Source organism: Planktothricoides raciborskii GIHE-MW2 (assembly GCF_040564635.1).
In the GTDB taxonomy this organism is placed as follows: domain Bacteria; phylum Cyanobacteriota; class Cyanobacteriia; order Cyanobacteriales; family Laspinemataceae; genus Planktothricoides; species Planktothricoides raciborskii.
This window is the reverse complement of record NZ_CP159837.1, coordinates 6275646-6291926: the sequence shown is the minus strand read 5'-3', so window position 1 is coordinate 6291926 and position 16281 is coordinate 6275646. Positions and strand designations below refer to the sequence as shown.

17 protein-coding genes are annotated in these 16281 nt (G+C 44.9%); 10 read left to right on the top strand and 7 right to left on the bottom strand.

Going from position 1 to position 16281, the window contains the following annotated elements; translation table 11 throughout:
* Positions 1 to 24: 24 nt before the first annotated feature.
* The gene (locus tag ABWT76_RS26905; protein ID WP_255353239.1) at positions 25 to 147 is read left to right on the top strand and encodes a hypothetical protein; all 123 of its coding nucleotides are present in this window, start codon (positions 25 to 27) and stop codon (positions 145 to 147) included.
* 20 nt (positions 148 to 167) lie between these two features.
* On the opposite strand, the gene ABWT76_RS26900 is transcribed toward ABWT76_RS26905, so the two are convergent.
* A complete protein-coding gene (locus ABWT76_RS26900; RefSeq protein WP_054469003.1) occupies positions 168 to 461 on the bottom strand; it encodes a WD40 repeat domain-containing protein in 294 nt (97 codons plus the stop codon).
* Positions 462 to 793: 332 nt separating this feature from the next.
* Between ABWT76_RS26900 and ABWT76_RS26895 the strand changes: the two genes are divergently transcribed.
* The gene (locus ABWT76_RS26895; RefSeq protein ID WP_054469011.1) at positions 794 to 1669 is read left to right on the top strand and encodes a DUF5895 domain-containing protein; all 876 of its coding nucleotides are present in this window, start codon (positions 794 to 796) and stop codon (positions 1667 to 1669) included.
* A 132-nt stretch (positions 1670 to 1801) separates the two neighbouring features.
* Here ABWT76_RS26895 and ABWT76_RS26890 read toward each other — a convergent pair whose 3' ends face one another.
* A complete protein-coding gene (locus ABWT76_RS26890) occupies positions 1802 to 2167 on the bottom strand; it encodes a hypothetical protein (RefSeq protein ID WP_190878692.1) in 366 nt (121 codons plus the stop codon).
* Positions 2139 to 2342 carry a hypothetical protein gene (locus ABWT76_RS26885; RefSeq protein WP_054469001.1) on the bottom strand — a complete coding sequence of 68 codons (204 nt, stop codon included), beginning with the start codon at positions 2340 to 2342 and terminating at the stop codon, positions 2139 to 2141. Before ABWT76_RS26885 ends, ABWT76_RS26890 begins: the two co-directional genes overlap by 29 nt.
* A 200-nt stretch (positions 2343 to 2542) precedes the next feature.
* Between ABWT76_RS26885 and ABWT76_RS26880 the strand changes: the two genes are divergently transcribed.
* Positions 2543 to 2707 carry a hypothetical protein gene (locus ABWT76_RS26880; protein ID WP_156331958.1) on the top strand — a complete coding sequence of 55 codons (165 nt, stop codon included), beginning with the start codon at positions 2543 to 2545 and terminating at the stop codon, positions 2705 to 2707.
* Positions 2708 to 3247: 540 nt separating this feature from the next.
* On the top strand, positions 3248 to 5194 hold the full coding sequence (locus tag ABWT76_RS26875; protein WP_054469000.1) for a hypothetical protein: 1947 nt from the start codon (positions 3248 to 3250) through the stop codon (positions 5192 to 5194).
* 262 nt (positions 5195 to 5456) lie between these two features.
* Here ABWT76_RS26875 and ABWT76_RS26870 read toward each other — a convergent pair whose 3' ends face one another.
* Positions 5457 to 5621, bottom strand: a complete 165-nt coding sequence (locus ABWT76_RS26870) for a hypothetical protein (protein ID WP_354635237.1) — start codon at positions 5619 to 5621, stop codon at positions 5457 to 5459.
* A gap of 595 nt (positions 5622 to 6216) precedes the next feature.
* Here ABWT76_RS26870 and ABWT76_RS26865 point away from each other — a divergent pair.
* A complete protein-coding gene (locus tag ABWT76_RS26865; RefSeq protein WP_197285358.1) occupies positions 6217 to 6864 on the top strand; it encodes a hypothetical protein in 648 nt (215 codons plus the stop codon).
* Between the two features lie 987 nt (positions 6865 to 7851).
* Here the strand turns inward: ABWT76_RS26865 and ABWT76_RS30745 are convergent.
* Positions 7852 to 8079, bottom strand: coding sequence for a hypothetical protein (locus ABWT76_RS30745; RefSeq protein ID WP_054468999.1), 228 nt, complete (start codon positions 8077 to 8079; stop codon positions 7852 to 7854).
* A gap of 441 nt (positions 8080 to 8520) precedes the next feature.
* Between ABWT76_RS30745 and ABWT76_RS26855 the strand changes: the two genes are divergently transcribed.
* The 3 genes from ABWT76_RS26855 to ABWT76_RS26845 are packed head-to-tail and all read left to right on the top strand — an operon-like array spanning position 8521 to position 10873.
* The gene (locus ABWT76_RS26855; RefSeq protein ID WP_354635236.1) at positions 8521 to 10137 is read left to right on the top strand and encodes a class I SAM-dependent DNA methyltransferase; all 1617 of its coding nucleotides are present in this window, start codon (positions 8521 to 8523) and stop codon (positions 10135 to 10137) included.
* Positions 10137 to 10553 carry an element excision factor XisH family protein gene (locus tag ABWT76_RS26850; protein WP_354635235.1) on the top strand — a complete coding sequence of 139 codons (417 nt, stop codon included), beginning with the start codon at positions 10137 to 10139 and terminating at the stop codon, positions 10551 to 10553. The genes ABWT76_RS26855 and ABWT76_RS26850 overlap by 1 nt, the downstream gene beginning before the upstream one ends.
* The gene (locus ABWT76_RS26845) at positions 10541 to 10873 is read left to right on the top strand and encodes a XisI protein (RefSeq protein ID WP_354635234.1); all 333 of its coding nucleotides are present in this window, start codon (positions 10541 to 10543) and stop codon (positions 10871 to 10873) included. Before ABWT76_RS26850 ends, ABWT76_RS26845 begins: the two co-directional genes overlap by 13 nt.
* A 38-nt stretch (positions 10874 to 10911) precedes the next feature.
* Here ABWT76_RS26845 and ABWT76_RS26840 read toward each other — a convergent pair whose 3' ends face one another.
* Entirely contained in the window at positions 10912 to 11148 is a 237-nt protein-coding gene (locus ABWT76_RS26840; protein ID WP_354635233.1) for a type II toxin-antitoxin system ParD family antitoxin, read from the bottom strand.
* A gap of 160 nt (positions 11149 to 11308) precedes the next feature.
* On the opposite strand from ABWT76_RS26840, the gene ABWT76_RS26835 reads away from it, so the two are divergent.
* Positions 11309 to 12505, top strand: a complete 1197-nt coding sequence (locus tag ABWT76_RS26835; RefSeq protein ID WP_354635232.1) for a restriction endonuclease subunit S — start codon at positions 11309 to 11311, stop codon at positions 12503 to 12505.
* A gap of 23 nt (positions 12506 to 12528) precedes the next feature.
* Here the strand turns inward: ABWT76_RS26835 and ABWT76_RS26830 are convergent, their stop codons facing one another.
* Positions 12529 to 12684: a hypothetical protein gene (locus tag ABWT76_RS26830; RefSeq protein WP_156331957.1), complete on the bottom strand. Its 156-nt coding sequence runs from the start codon at positions 12682 to 12684 to the stop codon at positions 12529 to 12531.
* Between the two features lie 353 nt (positions 12685 to 13037).
* Between ABWT76_RS26830 and ABWT76_RS26825 the strand changes: the two genes are divergently transcribed.
* Entirely contained in the window at positions 13038 to 16178 is a 3141-nt protein-coding gene (locus ABWT76_RS26825; protein ID WP_354635231.1) for a type I restriction endonuclease subunit R, read from the top strand.
* The last annotated feature ends 103 nt before the right edge of the window (positions 16179 to 16281 follow it).

Here is a 16281-nt window from a genome sequence, read left to right as displayed (position 1 = left end):
TTGGTATGACCTGTGAAGGTAGCGATGGCGCATCCGCGCCGCTTCGCGATCGCCTCTCCGGTTTGCCAATTCCATAATTTAATAGTTTTAGCCCAAAGAATCCCTACCCACTGGCCAAAATTGGGCGATCGCCGCGATCGGCACTAAAAGCCACCGCTTCCACTGGTTTAGAATGTCCCATCAGGGTTTGGATCTCCTCCCCGGTCTTCGGATCCCAAAGTTTCACTATCGGTACTACCACTGGCTAAAATATGACCATCTGGACTAAAAGCCACCCCATTGACAAAATCCTCGTGACCGATCGGGGTTTTACCCTCTTTCCCAGTTCTGGCATTCCAGAGTTGGATGGTGCCATCAATACTACTACTGGCGATCGTCTCACCATCGGCACTAAAAGCCAACCCCAGCACTGGCGCCGAATGACCCGTCAAAGTATTTACAGATTGCCAAGTTTGAATCATGTTGTCATCACTTCACTAAAATTTACGATTGGGAAATTTAGAATTTAGAGTCTAGAGTTTAGAGTTTAGAAGAGAATAGAAAAAATCTTTTCTCTTCCACTGGCTGACCCTGCCATCGTAGGGGATGAACGCATTCGGGCAATAATTTCTCTTGTTAACCCCCAAATCTAATCCCCGAATGCGCCGACCCGTGCAAATGGGATAGAATCATCTTCCCAACGTTTTGCACTCTTGACGCCACAAGATACTTGTCTGTCAAGGAACCTCAACGTAGAATCTTGAGGACTTATTGTTTTCTGTAAAATCACCAATAAACAACTATGCCAAAACCTATGAAGTCATCTGCAACTTTTGATTTTGAAGATGAGAAATTTCAAGCCCCCCCTTCAGACGTACTCCCCTGGTGTCAGATGATCAATCCTCGTGCCGGGACTGATGGACTGACCAGTTATGGTTTGGCCATAAAACTGGACAATGCGGAAGCCATTGGTTTTACTCCTGATGAGAATTGGCAGGAAGTAGAACATGAATTTAGCACTGGAGATGTGGAGAATTTATATATCTCGACCACTCCGAGACTGGTGATTGTGCGACGGGGTGCCGTTTGTATTAAAAATAGGGAAACTGGTGCGACCATTGGCCGACTCATGGATCATTATGATGAATTTATGGCCGATCGCCTCAAATTTAAAACCTTTACCCGTCATCTCATTTTCTTTGTCGGACGGGACAAAAAATTCCTGCACCAATCGCCCTTACGCTTAAGTATTAGTGGGGCAGCGGGGGCTAGTTTTGGCAACTCCTACCGCATGGTGAAAGGAGGACAAGCAGTCAGTGGGTTTACGGTGGAATTAGAAAAAGCTTATGCAGAATTTCGCCAACAACCCTTTGGTCAAAAAAGCCCGCTGTTTCATGCTCATGGGATTTTCTGCCCATTGATTCAACCGGAAACTAGAGGCATTGGAGCGAACAAAGCCCTGGTTGCTACTACTGTGGATTATGAGCACCCAATGGGGGCGAATTTCCAAGATTATATTATTGCCTCGAATTCCGAAGAATCGTCAATTATTCAAGAGACTTTTGAGCAATACGAAGACTTTGGTCAAGACATTCCTAAGACGGAACCCGAAAAGCCAGATACTCCGTCCCCAATTGGCAGTTCCTACACCTTTGCCGGAGAAGAATATGAGTATGAACCGCTTTATTAAGCCATGACGCCAAGACAGTAATTATGGCTTCACTGAGAACTGTATAGTCGATGGTCAAATAATTAGGGCGAGTAGATTGTCTGCTCACCCTAGGATGATGGATTTTTGAGTAAATTTTATGGGTAAATACTATCAGTTAATAGAGGTTTTAGGCGACTGTAGAAAATTACAACCAAAATTTTCATAAGAGTCTTTTTTTTGGATTTTGCCATCGGCGGCGTAGGGATCCATGACATTGTGATATTTTCTAGCCAGGGTGATAGTTTTGGGTAAGACTCCCGCTATGGCTAAGGTATCGTCGGGGAGGGGAGAAGTCCCTGGTTCATTCTGAAAAAAATTATCCAAGAGATGTAAAATTTTTTGCGATCGCATCAAAGGATCGGAAAATTTGACTAAATCTTGCAGATAGTGAATCCACTGTTGTCTAGTATCTAATGCTTGATGACTTTCTTGATAAGAAAATAACTGATTAAAAGATATATTTCCAATGATAATCACTACAGTCTATGTCTAATAGTCCACCGACCGCCGCACCAGGTCCGACTAACTCCGCATGATACCGTTTACAGAGAATTAAACCTCCCTTTGATCCAGGGGCGATCGCCATCATATGACCATTGCGTAAATAATTCAAAACCGTTTTGCTATTGATTTCACCTTGAATTTTAAGCATTTTTTTAATCACTGGAAAATATATTTGTTTTGACCATTATCTGAAAAGGAAGTTATTAACGCTGTGATATCAGCTATTCATCCATCGTGATTATTCCGTCATCATCTTGTAATCCAAGTAATGAATCTCCAGTGATGCACATCCCTATTGCCAGTGATTGAGATCATAAGCAGTAGCACTGACAATGGGCAGTAAGCAAAATGATTGCAGAAAGCAAGAAAGAGTTTTCAGTCCCCACGGCAGCCATAGCCGCAACAGGAAAGAGATGGAAAGCAAGGAGTAACAACCAGTCTTTTGGCAAATATGGGATGCTTCGGGAAAATTTTGATGGCATTCAAGCGATCGCCAGATTCCCCCCAGATTAAATCGAGGTGATTTCGTAAAAATACTGAGTCAATACCGGCTCAGTTACAGGATTTCAGTCAGCCAGAAAACAATCAGAGATTTCACTTTTTAGAACTTAAAATCACTTTGGCTCAAAGTGAAGTTATTGGGAGAATGATTGGAGCCAGTACCGAGAGAGTCTTAGAGATCGATTTGTACAGATGTAGAAATTAAACATAAGACATAAGACATAAGACATAATACATAAGACATAATACATAATACATCAGACATAAGATATAATATATAAAAAAATAAAATTTGATGAGCTTCCAGGAATTTTCTGTATCCTGGGCGACGAGATTCCAAGTGATTTGCCCGGTTTTAGTTAAATTTTTCCCAACAGGGAACAAAGGCATAAGCATCAAACGTCTGGCAACGCCAGAACATTATCTGCCATAACTGTGGCGAGAAATGTGGCGAGAAATAAAATTGCTCCAGCCATAAGTTTATGGTGGGAAAACAAGCAGGGTGGCTATATGATTGATATTTGTATCAACTAGGCATTGGGAGCTTTTTGCGTGAGTTTAAATCAGTTTGCTTTACGTCTTGGTTTTATTACCTGTGTGAGTGCTGCGATCGCTTTGCGGCCAGACGTAAGTCTCGCGAATGCGGACAAATTAGAGGGGGTCAAACCCGCCGTTTGGTCGGCTGACTTTTCCGAAATCGAAAATAATCTGGAAAATAATCTGGAAAATAATCTGGAAAATAATAATTCAGCAACATCACCCTCACCGATGGCTCTGCAACCGCTTGCTCAGGGGGGACAGGGACAGCTATACACCCAAGAAGAACTCCAACTGCTGCTCTCAGTGCTAGAACAAATTCAAGCATTACGCCTCCGACCCCAACAAACCACAGAGATTAATACTCTAATTCGCCAGCTTAAACAACTCCAAACCCAAGGGGCGGATCAGGTTGAACTGTCCTCCCAGCAGTTAGAGCAAGTGCAAGCCTTACTCGAATCCCTCACCGAAGCGGAAATCGAACGCATCGATGCCTCCTTGGGAGAGGAGTCTGTAGAAGTTGCGGTGTTCACCCAAGCCGAACTCCAAAGCACCCTATCAATATTAAAAGGAATACAAGAACTCAGACTCAGACCGCAACAAAGCCAGCTTATTCAATCTCTGATTTCTGAACTAGAACAACTAGCCGCTACGGAGCAAGCGGAGGTGTTAATTACCGGAGAACGCGCCAGAGAAATTCAGGCAATTATCAATTCTTTGACTCCCGAAGAAGAAGAGCGCTTAAATCAGGTCGTTGAGTTACCGGCATCAGATTATCGGTTAACCGCCGCCGAGTTGGCTGATTTAATCTCAATTCTCCAAGCATTGGAAAAACTGGATTTAACTGCCGATCAAAGTCAGCAAAATCAACAGTTAATCACTGAATTGCAGGCACTCCAAGGGCAAGAGGCGATCGAACTCTCATTATCCCAAGTTGAACGGGTCAATAGCTTACTTAATTCTTTGACCCCTGAGCAAATTGCTCAGTTAGAAGGTTCCCTGCCTAACCTGCCTCCAGGTCGAATTTTAACCATCGAAGAACTTGATGAGCTAATTGCCTTTTTGCAAGCCGCCAAAAATCAACAACTTTCCCCAGCACAACTGGCAGAAATTAACAAATGGTTGCCGGTTCTCGAAGAGTTACAAGCCCAGGGACGCAATGAAGTGATCCTCACTGGCCCGCAGGTACTCGGTTTACTGCAATTGCTGGATTCTTTTACTCAAGCACAGTTGCGGAAAATCACCCGGGAAATTGGCGGAGCAGGTATAGCGCCCTCCGTGAGCGTTCAAACCCCGATTGGTTTTGGCGGCTACTGGCGGACAGGTTCAGCGGGGATCGTCTTCGTTCACCGCACTCGTTTTACCCGAAAAGCCGATGCTTCCTTTGCCGCCAGCATTGGCTTGGGCGACCCGGAAACCTCAGTGGGTTTAGATGCGTCAGTAGCAATTACCGGCTGGAGTAACGATCTGGGAGAACAAGATAATGCTGGGGGCGGCTCCCTGAGTCTGCAACTCAGCCGTAACCTGCCGAATAACTTTGGCATTGGCATTGGCGCCCAAAATATTGTGACTTGGCGATCGGGCGCCAGCGATAATGGCGAAAGTGTCTATGTAGTAGCGAGTAAACTTCTGCCCCTCAAACCTAACCTCAAAGAACCTTTTAGTTTAGCGATCTTATCTTTAGGTTTGGGGAATGGAATTTACCGTTTTGAAGATGATTTTAGCCCTAATGATGACTGGGGTGGCACTCCGTTTAATGTCTTTGGCAGCGCGGCAGTTAATTTGTCAGAAAATGTGAATGGCATTGTGGAATGGACTGGTCAAGACTTGACCTTGGGATTATCGGTGGTTCCGTTCAAAAAAGTTCCTTTAGTGTTTACTCCGTCATTTATTGATGTGACCGGATCTGCCGGGGATGGGATGAGATTCAATGCTAGTTTAGTCTATAGCATTGCTTTTTAAGAAAACCAAATCGTGTACCTTTGACTACCTGAAATCCAGGAGATATTGTCAAAGCAATACAACGTAACGATTAACCATTTAGGTGGGCATCGCCCACCCCCCCCTATAAGTGGAGACTAAATCCTAGATTGACTAAGTTCTTGACTAAGTAAGATTCATTTAAAGCTTTCATTGTCTACATCGCTACCCAAAACATATTTTCCCTCTAAGGAAAATTTCAAAAATGATCTTTGGCAAGCATGAGGTCAAACGAGATCGCCAACTAATGTTTTTCGCCAATTTTGTTTGTCCTAAATTTTTGCCTAAATATCCTAAATATTTTTCGGTAATGATTCAGTAACTTAGGCAGAGGAAGTTTTGCCTTAAGTTGAGCGATCGCACACCATCTTTCCACCCTTTGGTGTTTGAGGTTGACCTCTGTAGTCATTCCTTTCTGGACAAATTTACTTAACCAATAATTTACCTCACGAATAACCTAACAAATAAACTAACAAATATTTGTCAAGGTTGTAATGATAGGACAAATTTTAAACCGCTCGATCAGCGATCGCTAGTTGATGCCACCAGCTTCCGAATAACCGACCAAATCAAGCTTTACTGACAAAATAAGATTGATTTTTTGAGTTACCAAATGCTTGGGTCAAAAAAATAAGCAATATTCCTGAAGTTTGTCCGCACCCCATGAAGATGAAGATAGGGTGAATGACATTTGCTGGGAAATGATGTGCGATCGTGCATCTTTCGCGATCCAAGAGTCAACCAAAGCCATCCAAAGGATCTAGCTAGGGCAACCGATCGCACAACCGCATCTGAACATTATTCATTCAGATAGGGTGATTCAGTTCTTGGTATTTTTCTCTCAACGAGTGTTTATATTCTTGCGAAGGGAATGAGTCCAGATCCGTCGAATTATTTGGCCATCTAATGTCCAAGTAAGCCCGACACCAATGTCCACAGGAAACGCTATCAACCCGCCTCGTTTCCTCCCCAACCATATTGGGTTTATTGCGGGATTTTGGACTATGAACAAACAACAGCGATTCTCCAATCTAAAAGCGCCAGTCAAAAACTTGGTTATCAGCGGTTTAGTCGCCGCTGCTGGCGCGATCTCCACAGTAGTGGGATCCACCACTCCAGCTAACGCACAAAATTCTCCGGTGTCACCTGCGCCCACAACCCCCACGTCACCACTTAATCCTAACTTGGGTGGGACAGAAACTCCAACGCCTACGGTAACGCCGACCCCGACCCCGACGCCTACGGTAACGCCAACCCCGACCCCGACCCCGACGCCTACGGTAACGCCAACCCCGACCCCGACCCCGACGCCTACGGTAACGCCAACCCCAACGCCGACGCCGACGCCTACGGTAACGCCAACCCCAACGCCGACGCCGACACCTACGGTAACGCCGACGCCCACGCCTACGGAAACGCCTACGCCCACGCCCACGCCCACCCCTGAGTCCAGTGATGGTCTCTCTATATTTGACAATTGGCCACTACGTCGGGCAAGAAATTTTTCCAGTAAGAAACGTATTCGCTATTTTGAAATTACTCTTGGCGATATGGTGCGGTATAAATTAACCGGCTATCGTAATCTTGGTCCCGGTGCCGGTCAGCCGATTCGGTGGTACTTTGACCAGGAAAGAGGTAACGACCAGAACTAATTGGCTGTGTCAGATATACGTTTTCATTCTGAAACTTATAGGACTTACGCAGATCGGGCGATTAAATACTATCCGTAGGGCGGGCAAAAATTTTCCCTCTACCCGTAGGGTCAGAGCGTAAGTCCTGACTTAATTAAAGCCTCGGTTTTAGTCCCAATTAGTTAATCAGATACTTTCCAGCCTATCTCTGTTGGGGGTAGGCTGTTTTCTCTTTCTAAGCTTTTGTGACGCTTGTTTTACACTTTTTTTATACCAATTTTAAAAACTCCTGCTACAATTCCAATGGTTATTTGGGCGCTTGGACGTAGCGCCCAAATTGTATGAATTTTTGTAAATATTATTACCAGTTTCAAAATAATCCACAGTCGGTTTTAACCGACTTGCGCTATTAGCCGGGGGTTGTAACCCCCGGCGGTTTATGTACCTTATTTTAATTTTTTTTTATTTTTTATGTTAATTTTTATTGGAAAAAATACTTGTTTATCATTTGATAAACCGCAAATTATGATATTTACTATATAATTTATTACAAAATAATATTCTTAAAATAATGAATTTAATTTTGTTTTATTTTAAATTTTAAAAAAGTCTTAAAATAAAACAAATAAGATATATATAAGTTTCCTCTGTGTCTCTGTGGTGCCATTCCTAACCACGTTTTATCCTGATATAAATAGCCTGGTTTTACCTATATATAAAAAACGGGCTATTTTTGTTTTTTCAGATCATGCCAGCCAATAGGGGCGCAATGGTTGCGCCCTGTTCGCAGTAAGTAACTTATTTGGACTTATTTAGACTTATTTAGTGGCGCGATCGGTTTGGTGAGCACTTGGTTAGTAACGCACCACAATTTCTATATGTTCATTAATGAATTTGTAGGGTGCGTTAGCGACAGCGTAACGCTTATTTCTGTATGTTCATTAATTAATTTTAGCCCAACTTTTAGCTTTGGCACGATTTAATTACCAAAGCATAGCGAACCTACTTTTAAAGGGTTTCTGGATCAATTCCCAGTTCCCGCAATTTGGCGAAAGCCCGATCGCGTTCTTCTTGGGCTTTATCTCGTTCAGCAAAAAAAGCAACTTGTTGTTGCAGGAGTTGTTTCAGATTGGTGACTAAACGCACAATTAAGCGATACTGGAGGGTATTTTCCGCGATCGGCTTACCATCGGAGTCGGGATAAAGGATATAAGGGGGGATAGAAGTTTGAACCATAGTCCCGGTGACAGCTAGTCAGGATTTGTGTATTATAACTAACCGGGCAAAGGGGAGCAGGGGGGGCTTTTGGGGTGTAGGGTGTAGGGTGTAGGGTGTAGGGTGTAGGGTGTAGGGTGTAGGGTGTAGGGTGTGGGGTGTGGGGGTGTGGGGGTGTGGGAAGTGTGGGAAGCCGCCATCGAAGTGTGGGAAGTGTGGGGCTTTTGGGGTGTAGGGTGTAGGGTGTAGGGGAAATCAATTATCAATTATCAATTATTAATTATTAATTATTAATTATTAATTATTAATTATTAATTATTAATTATCAATTATCAATTATCAATTAGGTAGTTGATCAAGGCAGCTACGGCAATGTTAAGATTCCCACAGGCGGAAATATTGCCGTTAATTCCCTTTATTCAGGGTTCACTACAGCCTTTTGTCCTTGCGATCGTCTAAAAGATGCCGAAAAAACAAGCTCAACCCAAAACCAACGAAACCTTAGAACAAAAGCTCTGGAAGTCTGCCGACAAACTCCGCAAAAACATGGACGCGGCAGAGTACAAGCATATTGTTCTGGGCTTAATTTTCCTGAAATATATCTCGGATGCCTTTGAAGTGCTGCACCAAAAACTCATTTTAGGGGAGGAAGAGTATCAAGGCGCGGATCCGGAGGACAAAGACGAGTATCTCGCCGAGAATGTATTCTTTGTGCCATTAAAGGCCCGTTGGTTCTTTCTCCAAGCTCAGGGAAAACAGCCGAATATCGGCAAGTTAGTTGATGACGCAATGACCGCCATTGAACAGGAAAACCCCCACCTGAAAGGGATTTTACCCAAAGTCTACGCCCAGCAGAAACTGGATAAAAGTTCCTTGGGGGGATTAATCGACCTCATCGGTAGTGCTAAATTAGTCAGGGACAACAAAGCCACCGCCGAACAACTGAACCTAGACTTAGACCAAAACGCGCAAAAACTCAGCCAAGGGGATATATTAGGCCGCGTTTATGAATATTTCCTGGGAGAATTTGCCCTCGCAGAAGGGAAGAAAGGGGGACAGTTTTACACCCCAGAAAGTATTGTGAAATTATTGGTGGAGATGGTCGAACCTTACGAGGGGCGGGTGTTTGACCCTTGCTGTGGGTCCGGGGGAATGTTCGTCTGGAGTGAAAAATTTGTCCAGCACCATCGAGGCCGAATGGATAATATCTCCATTTACGGCCAGGAGAGCAACGAGACGACTTGGCGACTGTGCAAGATGAATTTAGCCATTCGGGGAATTGATACCTCTCAGATTAAATGGAATGGGGAGGGGTCTTTTCTCAATGATGCTCACCCAGATTTAAAGGCCGATTTTATCTTAGCGAATCCGCCTTTTAATGATAGTGATTGGAGTGGGGAACTGTTGCGGAAAGATGGACGCTGGCAGTATGGAGTTCCCCCAGAAGGAAATGCTAATTTTGCTTGGGTACAGCATTTTATTTATCATTTGGCACCGACAGGCAGCGCGGGGTTTGTTTTGTCCAATGGGTCCTTATCTTCTAATACGGGAGGAGAGGGGGAAATTCGCCGCGCTATTGTAGAGGCGGATTTAGTGGATTGTATTGTTATGTTACCCACCCAGTTATTTTTTAATACGGGGATTCCGGCCTGTTTGTGGTTGCTGAGTCGTCGCAAAAACGGCAATCGAAACCGGGAACGTCGGGGAGAGGTTTTATTTATCGATGCCTCGGAGTTGGGGTATATGGTGAATCGCCGCAATCGGGCGTTTTCCGATGAAGATATCGCTAAGGTTGCCGAGACTTATCATCAATGGAAACGGAAGGGGGGCAAATATCACGATATTAAGGGATTTTGTAAGTCGGCAAAGTTGGCAGAGATTGAAAAGCACAATTTTGTTTTAACTCCGGGGCGTTATGTGGGGATTCCTGATGAGGAGGACGATGGGATTCTGTTTGAGGAGCAGATGGCAGAGTTAACCCAAGAGTTAGGGGAACAAATGCGGGAGGGGGCAATTTTGGATGAGGAAATTAAGCGGCAGTTGGCAAAGGTGGGGTTTAAAATTGAGGAGGGGGATTAATGCCTGCTAAGGATATTTACCATGATGCGGTGAGAAATGCTTTAATTAAGGAAGGGTGGACTATTACTAACGATCCTTATATCTTGAATATCGGATCTAGAGATTTATTTGTAGATTTGGGGGCAGAAAAGTTACTTTCTGCCGATAAAGATGAGCAAAAAATTGCAGTAGAAATTAAGAGTTTTATCGGCAAGTCACGGGTTAATGATTTAGAGAATGCGTTGGGTCAATATACTTTATATTCTGATATTATGCGGGATATCGATCCAAACCGAAGACTTTACCTAGCTATTACTAAGGATGTTTTTGAAACCCTTTTTCAAGAACCAATTGGAGAAATTTTACTAAAAAATCAGCGTTTTAATTTGCTAGTTTTTGATGCACAACAGGAGGTTGTGGAGTCATGGATTCCCTAAATTATTATCGAATAATCAAAGAAATTTTAGAAGAGTATGCAAAATTACCTTATGCTCACGGCAATTTACAGCGAAAGCTAGTTATTGCAGAAGACCATCAGAATTATTTGTTATTGACGGTGGGAGATGTGAATGGAAAGCGGGTTCATGCTTGTATTGTTCATTTGGAGGTTGTGGGGGATAAAGTTTGGATTCATGAGGACGGTTTAGAGGATGGGATAGCGGATGATTTGTTACGAGCAGGAATTCCCCCAGAGAAAATTGTTTTGGGGTTTCATCCTCCAGAGGTACGACCTTATACGGGGTTTGCGGTGGGTTGAATTTATGAGTTTTTGATGCACAACAGGAGGTTGTGGAGTTATGGATTCCCTAAATTATTGATGAGATCGAAGACCTGTTCTCCATCTATCACTTGTCCCTGTTCAATTTGAGTAACACCGATCGCGATTTCCTGACGCAGTTCAGTCAGGTATTGCTGGCGTTGGTTCAGGAGTTCTAGGGCGGCTAAGATGACCTCATGGGCGGATTGATAATGTCCTGAGTTGAGTTGATCCGCAATCCGTTGTTCTATTTCTGGGGTGAGTGATAGGTTCATGGCACCAGTAGGAGCGTTATGGACTACCTTGATTATAGTCGCGCAGGAGTAGGGTGGGCATTGCCCACCCTACAATTACTAGGATAAGATTGTTTTGGGGTTTCATCCTCCAGAGGTGCGACCTCATACTGGGTTGGCTGTGGATTAAGGAGATGGATTTATGAGTGAGTGGAAGGAGTATAAACTATCAGACATTGCAACTATTCATAACAAAAAACGGATACCATTAAACTCTCGACAAAGACTTGAAATACAGGGAAAATATCCTTATTACGGTGCTTCAGGAATTGTTGATTATGTTAATGATTATCTTTTTGATGGTCAATATGTTTTGATTTCAGAAGATGGTGAAAATTTAAGAAGTAGACAGACTACTATTGCTTTTATCGCGGAGGGAAAGTTTTGGGTGAATAATCACGCCCATATTCTCCAAGGGAATGATTATTTAGTTAATGAATTTATTTTTTATTATTTTCAGCAATTAAATATAAATCCCTTTATAACAGGAGCAGTGCAACCAAAATTAAATTTACAAAATTTGCTTTCAATTCCAATTTTTATGCCAGAAAGGGAAGAAAGGATTAGAGTCACAAAATTAATTCATAGTTTAACTCGCAAAATCGAAAACCTCAGAAAACAAAACGAAACCCTAGAAAAAATCGCGCAGACGCTGTTTAAGCATTGGTTTATTGACTTTGAGTTTCCTAACGAGAACGGCCAACCCTATCGCTCCTCCGGTGGGGCGATGCAGCCTTCCGAGTTAGGCGCAATCCCCGCAGGTTGGCGCGTCGGTAAGTTGGGGGATGTTGTGGAAATCAACGCGAAAAGCATCAACAAAGATTACAAACATAAAAATATTGAATATGTAGACATTTCTTCTGTAGGAGTTGGAACATTAGAAAGTACAACTCCTTATATTTTGAAGGATTCACCAAGCAGAGCAAGACGTTTAGTAAGTCATGGAGATGTTATTTGGTCAGGCGTTAGACCTAATCGCAAATCATATCTTTACATCTCTCATCCAGTATCAAATTTAGTTGTATCAACCGGATTTATTACCTTAACACCTAATTTAATTCCTGCATCATATCTCTACGGTTGGGTAACAACTGATACCTTTGTTGATTATCTAACTTTTAATGCGTCAGGGAGTGCTTACCCGGCGGTAAAACCAGAACATTTTGAAATCGCAGAAATTTTACTACCTGATGAAACAACATTAAATAATTTTCATGCTCTAGTTGATACTGTGCGAGAAAAAATTTTTTATAATTCAAAACAAATCCAAACCCTAACCAAAACCCGCGACACCCTCCTCCCTGAACTGATGAGTGGAAAACTCCGAATCCCCGAATAATATTTTTAAGTAGGTGAACATAATTAATTGCACTTTTCGTTCCCCACCATAAATCCTTGGATTCCCGCGTGTAGGAAGGAGCAGAGGTGCAGGGGTGCAGGGGTGCAGGGGTGCAGGGGAGAAGTCGTAGGGGCGAATGGCCATTCGCCCGTACAAAAGTCGTAGGGGCGAATGGCCATTCGCCCCTACAAGTTGAAAAAATATCACTATTCACTATTCACTATTCACTCTCTCCTCTGCTCCTCTGCGCCTCTGCTCCTCTGCTCCTCTAATGGGGTCTGTGGTGCATTTATTTCTGGCCACCTAATTAGAGTGCATCAGAGAAAATAAGTTAGGGTTTTTCGGAGTTAATTTAACCCCCAATCTACCGGACAAACCTTTTGGGCGTATGCAATACGCCCCTACAATTTTGGGGTTTATGGCATGAATCCCAATGCTGACCCGACAAACATTTTCATCTCGTTTATAGTGAAGTTGGGGTTTTACACCCAATGCACTCAAGCGCAACAACAAACCTAGTTTTTCCAAAGCGATGTCATACCTTAGCGAAGACTCTATAGAACAAAATGCCCTCGAACACCTGACCACCTTGGGTTACGACTACCGCAACGGCTACGATATCCAACCCAACGGCCCCCACTCAGAACGGGAAAATTTTAATCAAGTTGTCCTGATAGACCGACTCAAAAACGCCATCCACAGTTTAAACCCCCACATCCCCGCCGATAGCCAACAACAAGCCCTAACACAACTCCTCAACATCGCTACCCCCGACCTCCTCAACAATAACCAAACCTGCCACCAATACCTCACCGAAGGCATCACCGTAGAATACCAACGGGAGGGAGAAACCAGAGGCGAACCCCTGCAACTCATCGACTGGAAACACCCAGAAAATAACGAATTTCTCGCCGTTAACCAATTCACCGTCAGCGAAAACAACCACACACGCCGCCCGGATATCGTCCTATTTATTAACGGCCTGCCCCTAGTAGTGATTGAACTCAAAAACGCCGCCGACCCCCAAGCTACCGTTAAAAGTGCCTTTAACCAACTGCAAACCTATAAACAAGAAATCCCCAACCTCTTCACCTATAACGCCCTGCTGATCGTCTCCGACGGCCTCACCGCCCGCCTGGGGTCCCTCTCCGCCGACTATAACCGCTTTCTCCCTTGGAAAGACCCCGACCACCCCAACTCCCCAGAAAACGAACTGGAAACCCTGATTAAACGAGTTCTCAACCCCGCCACCCTCTTAGACCTGATCCGCCACTTTACGGTTTTTGAACAAACCAAAACCATCAACCCAGAAACCGAAATTGTCAGGGTGCAAACTATAAAAAAAATTGCCGCCTATCACCAGTATGAAGCCGTCAATAAAGCCCTGGATTCCGTCCACCGGGCCGCCTCTGACCCCAAAAATCGCAAAGGCGGCGTTCTCTGGCATACCCAAGGAAGCGGAAAATCCCTGTCGATGGTCTTTTTAGCGGGAAAATTAGTCCTGAGTCTCGATAACCCCACCCTGGTTATTCTCACCGATCGCAACGACCTAGACGACCAACTGTTTGATACCTTCGCCGGATGCCGCCAACTCCTGCGCCAAGACCCCCAACAGGCCAACAACCGCGCCCAAGTGCGAGAACTCCTGAATGTGGGGTCGGGGGGGATTGTCTTTACCACGGTTCAGAAATTCGCCCCGGAAGACAACGAAACCCTCTATCCTCAAATTAGCAACCGTTCCAATATTGTCGTCCTTGCCGATGAAGCCCACCGCAGCCAATACGGTTTTAAAGCCCGACAAGTCACTCTCAAAGATGCAGCAGGAAACGAAATCGGCAAACAGACTAAATACGGCTTTGCTAAATATATCCGCGATGCCCTGCCTAATGCTACTTTTGTGGGCTTTACGGGAACTCCCATTGAACAAGGGGATAAAAACACTCCGGCTATCTTCGGCGACTATATCGACATCTACGATATCGCCCGTGCGGTGAAAGATGGGGCCACGGTTCCCATTTACTATGAAAGCCGCCTCGTGAAAGTAGATTTAGACGAAACGGGCCGCCAACTCCTCGATGAACTGGAGGAAGACTTAGCCTTTGAAGACCTAGACCAGACCCAAAAAGCCAAGGCGAAACAGACTCAACTGGATGCCATTGTAGGTTCTACCCAACGCCTCGCCATCATTGCCCAAGATATTGTCACCCACTTTGAGCAACGGCAAACCGCCAACCGAGGAAAAGGGATGATTGTTACGATGAGTCGCGCGATCGCAGCTAATCTCTATGAACAGATCGTCAAACTCCGTCCCCAGTGGCATGATGACGCGCTCAAAGGGGGAAAAATTAAGGTCGTGATGACCGCTTCTGCTGCCGATGAAGCCTCCCTCGTCCGCCACCATACCACCAAAACCCAACGGCAAATTCTGGCTCAACGGCTGAAAGACCCGGACGACTGCCTAGAGTTGGCGATCGTCTGCGATATGTGGCTAACGGGGTTTGATGTGCCCTGCCTCCATACCCTATATATTGACAAACCCCTCAAAGGTCATAATCTCATGCAGGCGATCGCACGGATTAACCGAGTCTACTTTGAGAAAACCGGGGGCTTGATTGTAGACTACCTGGGTTTAGCCGCCTATTTGAAAGAAGCCCTGGCCTTTTACTCCCAAAGTGGCGGCAAAGGTAGCCTCACCCTCGACCAAGACCAAGCCTTAGCGGTGTTTCTGGCTAAACTGGAGGTGGTCGAGCAGATTATGGCAGATTGTGACTACCAAAGTTATTACACCGCCGACACGAGAGCAAAACTAAACCTGCTCAAAACCGCCACCAACTACATCGCCCACCCTAGCCGAAAAAGCCGCTTTCAAGATGCAGTCCTCGCCCTCTCTAAAGCCTATTCTCTCGCGGTTCCCCATCCTGAAGCCTTGAGTCGGGCTGAGGCGGTGTCCTTTTTCCAAGCTATCCAAGGGAGTCTGAAAAAACTGGAATCTCGCAACGGCGGATTGAGCAATGGGGAGATCGAGATGGCTATTCGTCAGGTAGTGGATCAGGCGTTAGTGTCCGATGCGGTGGTGAACATCCTAGACGAAGCAGGCATCAAAAACTCCCATGTTTCGATTACCTCCGATGAATTCATGGCCGAAGTGCGGGGGATGGAACATCAGAACCTAGCGGTAGAAATCTTGACGCGGTTATTAAAGGACGAGATCCGGGCAAAAAGTCGCACCCAATTAGTCCAGAGTCGTCACCTCTGGGCCATGCTGGAGGAAGCCCTACGCCGCTATCAGAACCAAGCGATCGGCGTTGCAGAGGTACTTGAGGAGTTACTGGCGATCGCCAAAGAAACCCAGACCGCCCAACAACGGGGGGAAGAATTGGGACTGGAACCCTACGAACTCGCCTTTTATGAGGCTTTAGCCCAAAATAACAGCGCCAGGGAAGTGATGGGAAAAGATAAACTCCGAGAACTGGCGATTGTTTTAGTGCAGAGAATTCGCCAAAATGCCAGTATTGACTGGAACCTCAAAAGCAGTGTGCAGGCGAGAATGAAAGTTATGGTTAAACGTCTTTTGCGAGAGTATGGTTATCCCCCAGATATGCAGGCGCTGGCCGTTGAATTAGTTTTAGAACAGGCGGCCCTGTTGGTTGAGTTTGAGGCGATCGCGCCCTAGAGAGGAGCCCCCCTCACGAGGATCTGTATAAGTCCGCAACGGTGTTAAGAGAAGGAGAATTGGCCAGATTAGCGATCGCTGCGATCGGTATTGTAGATTTAAG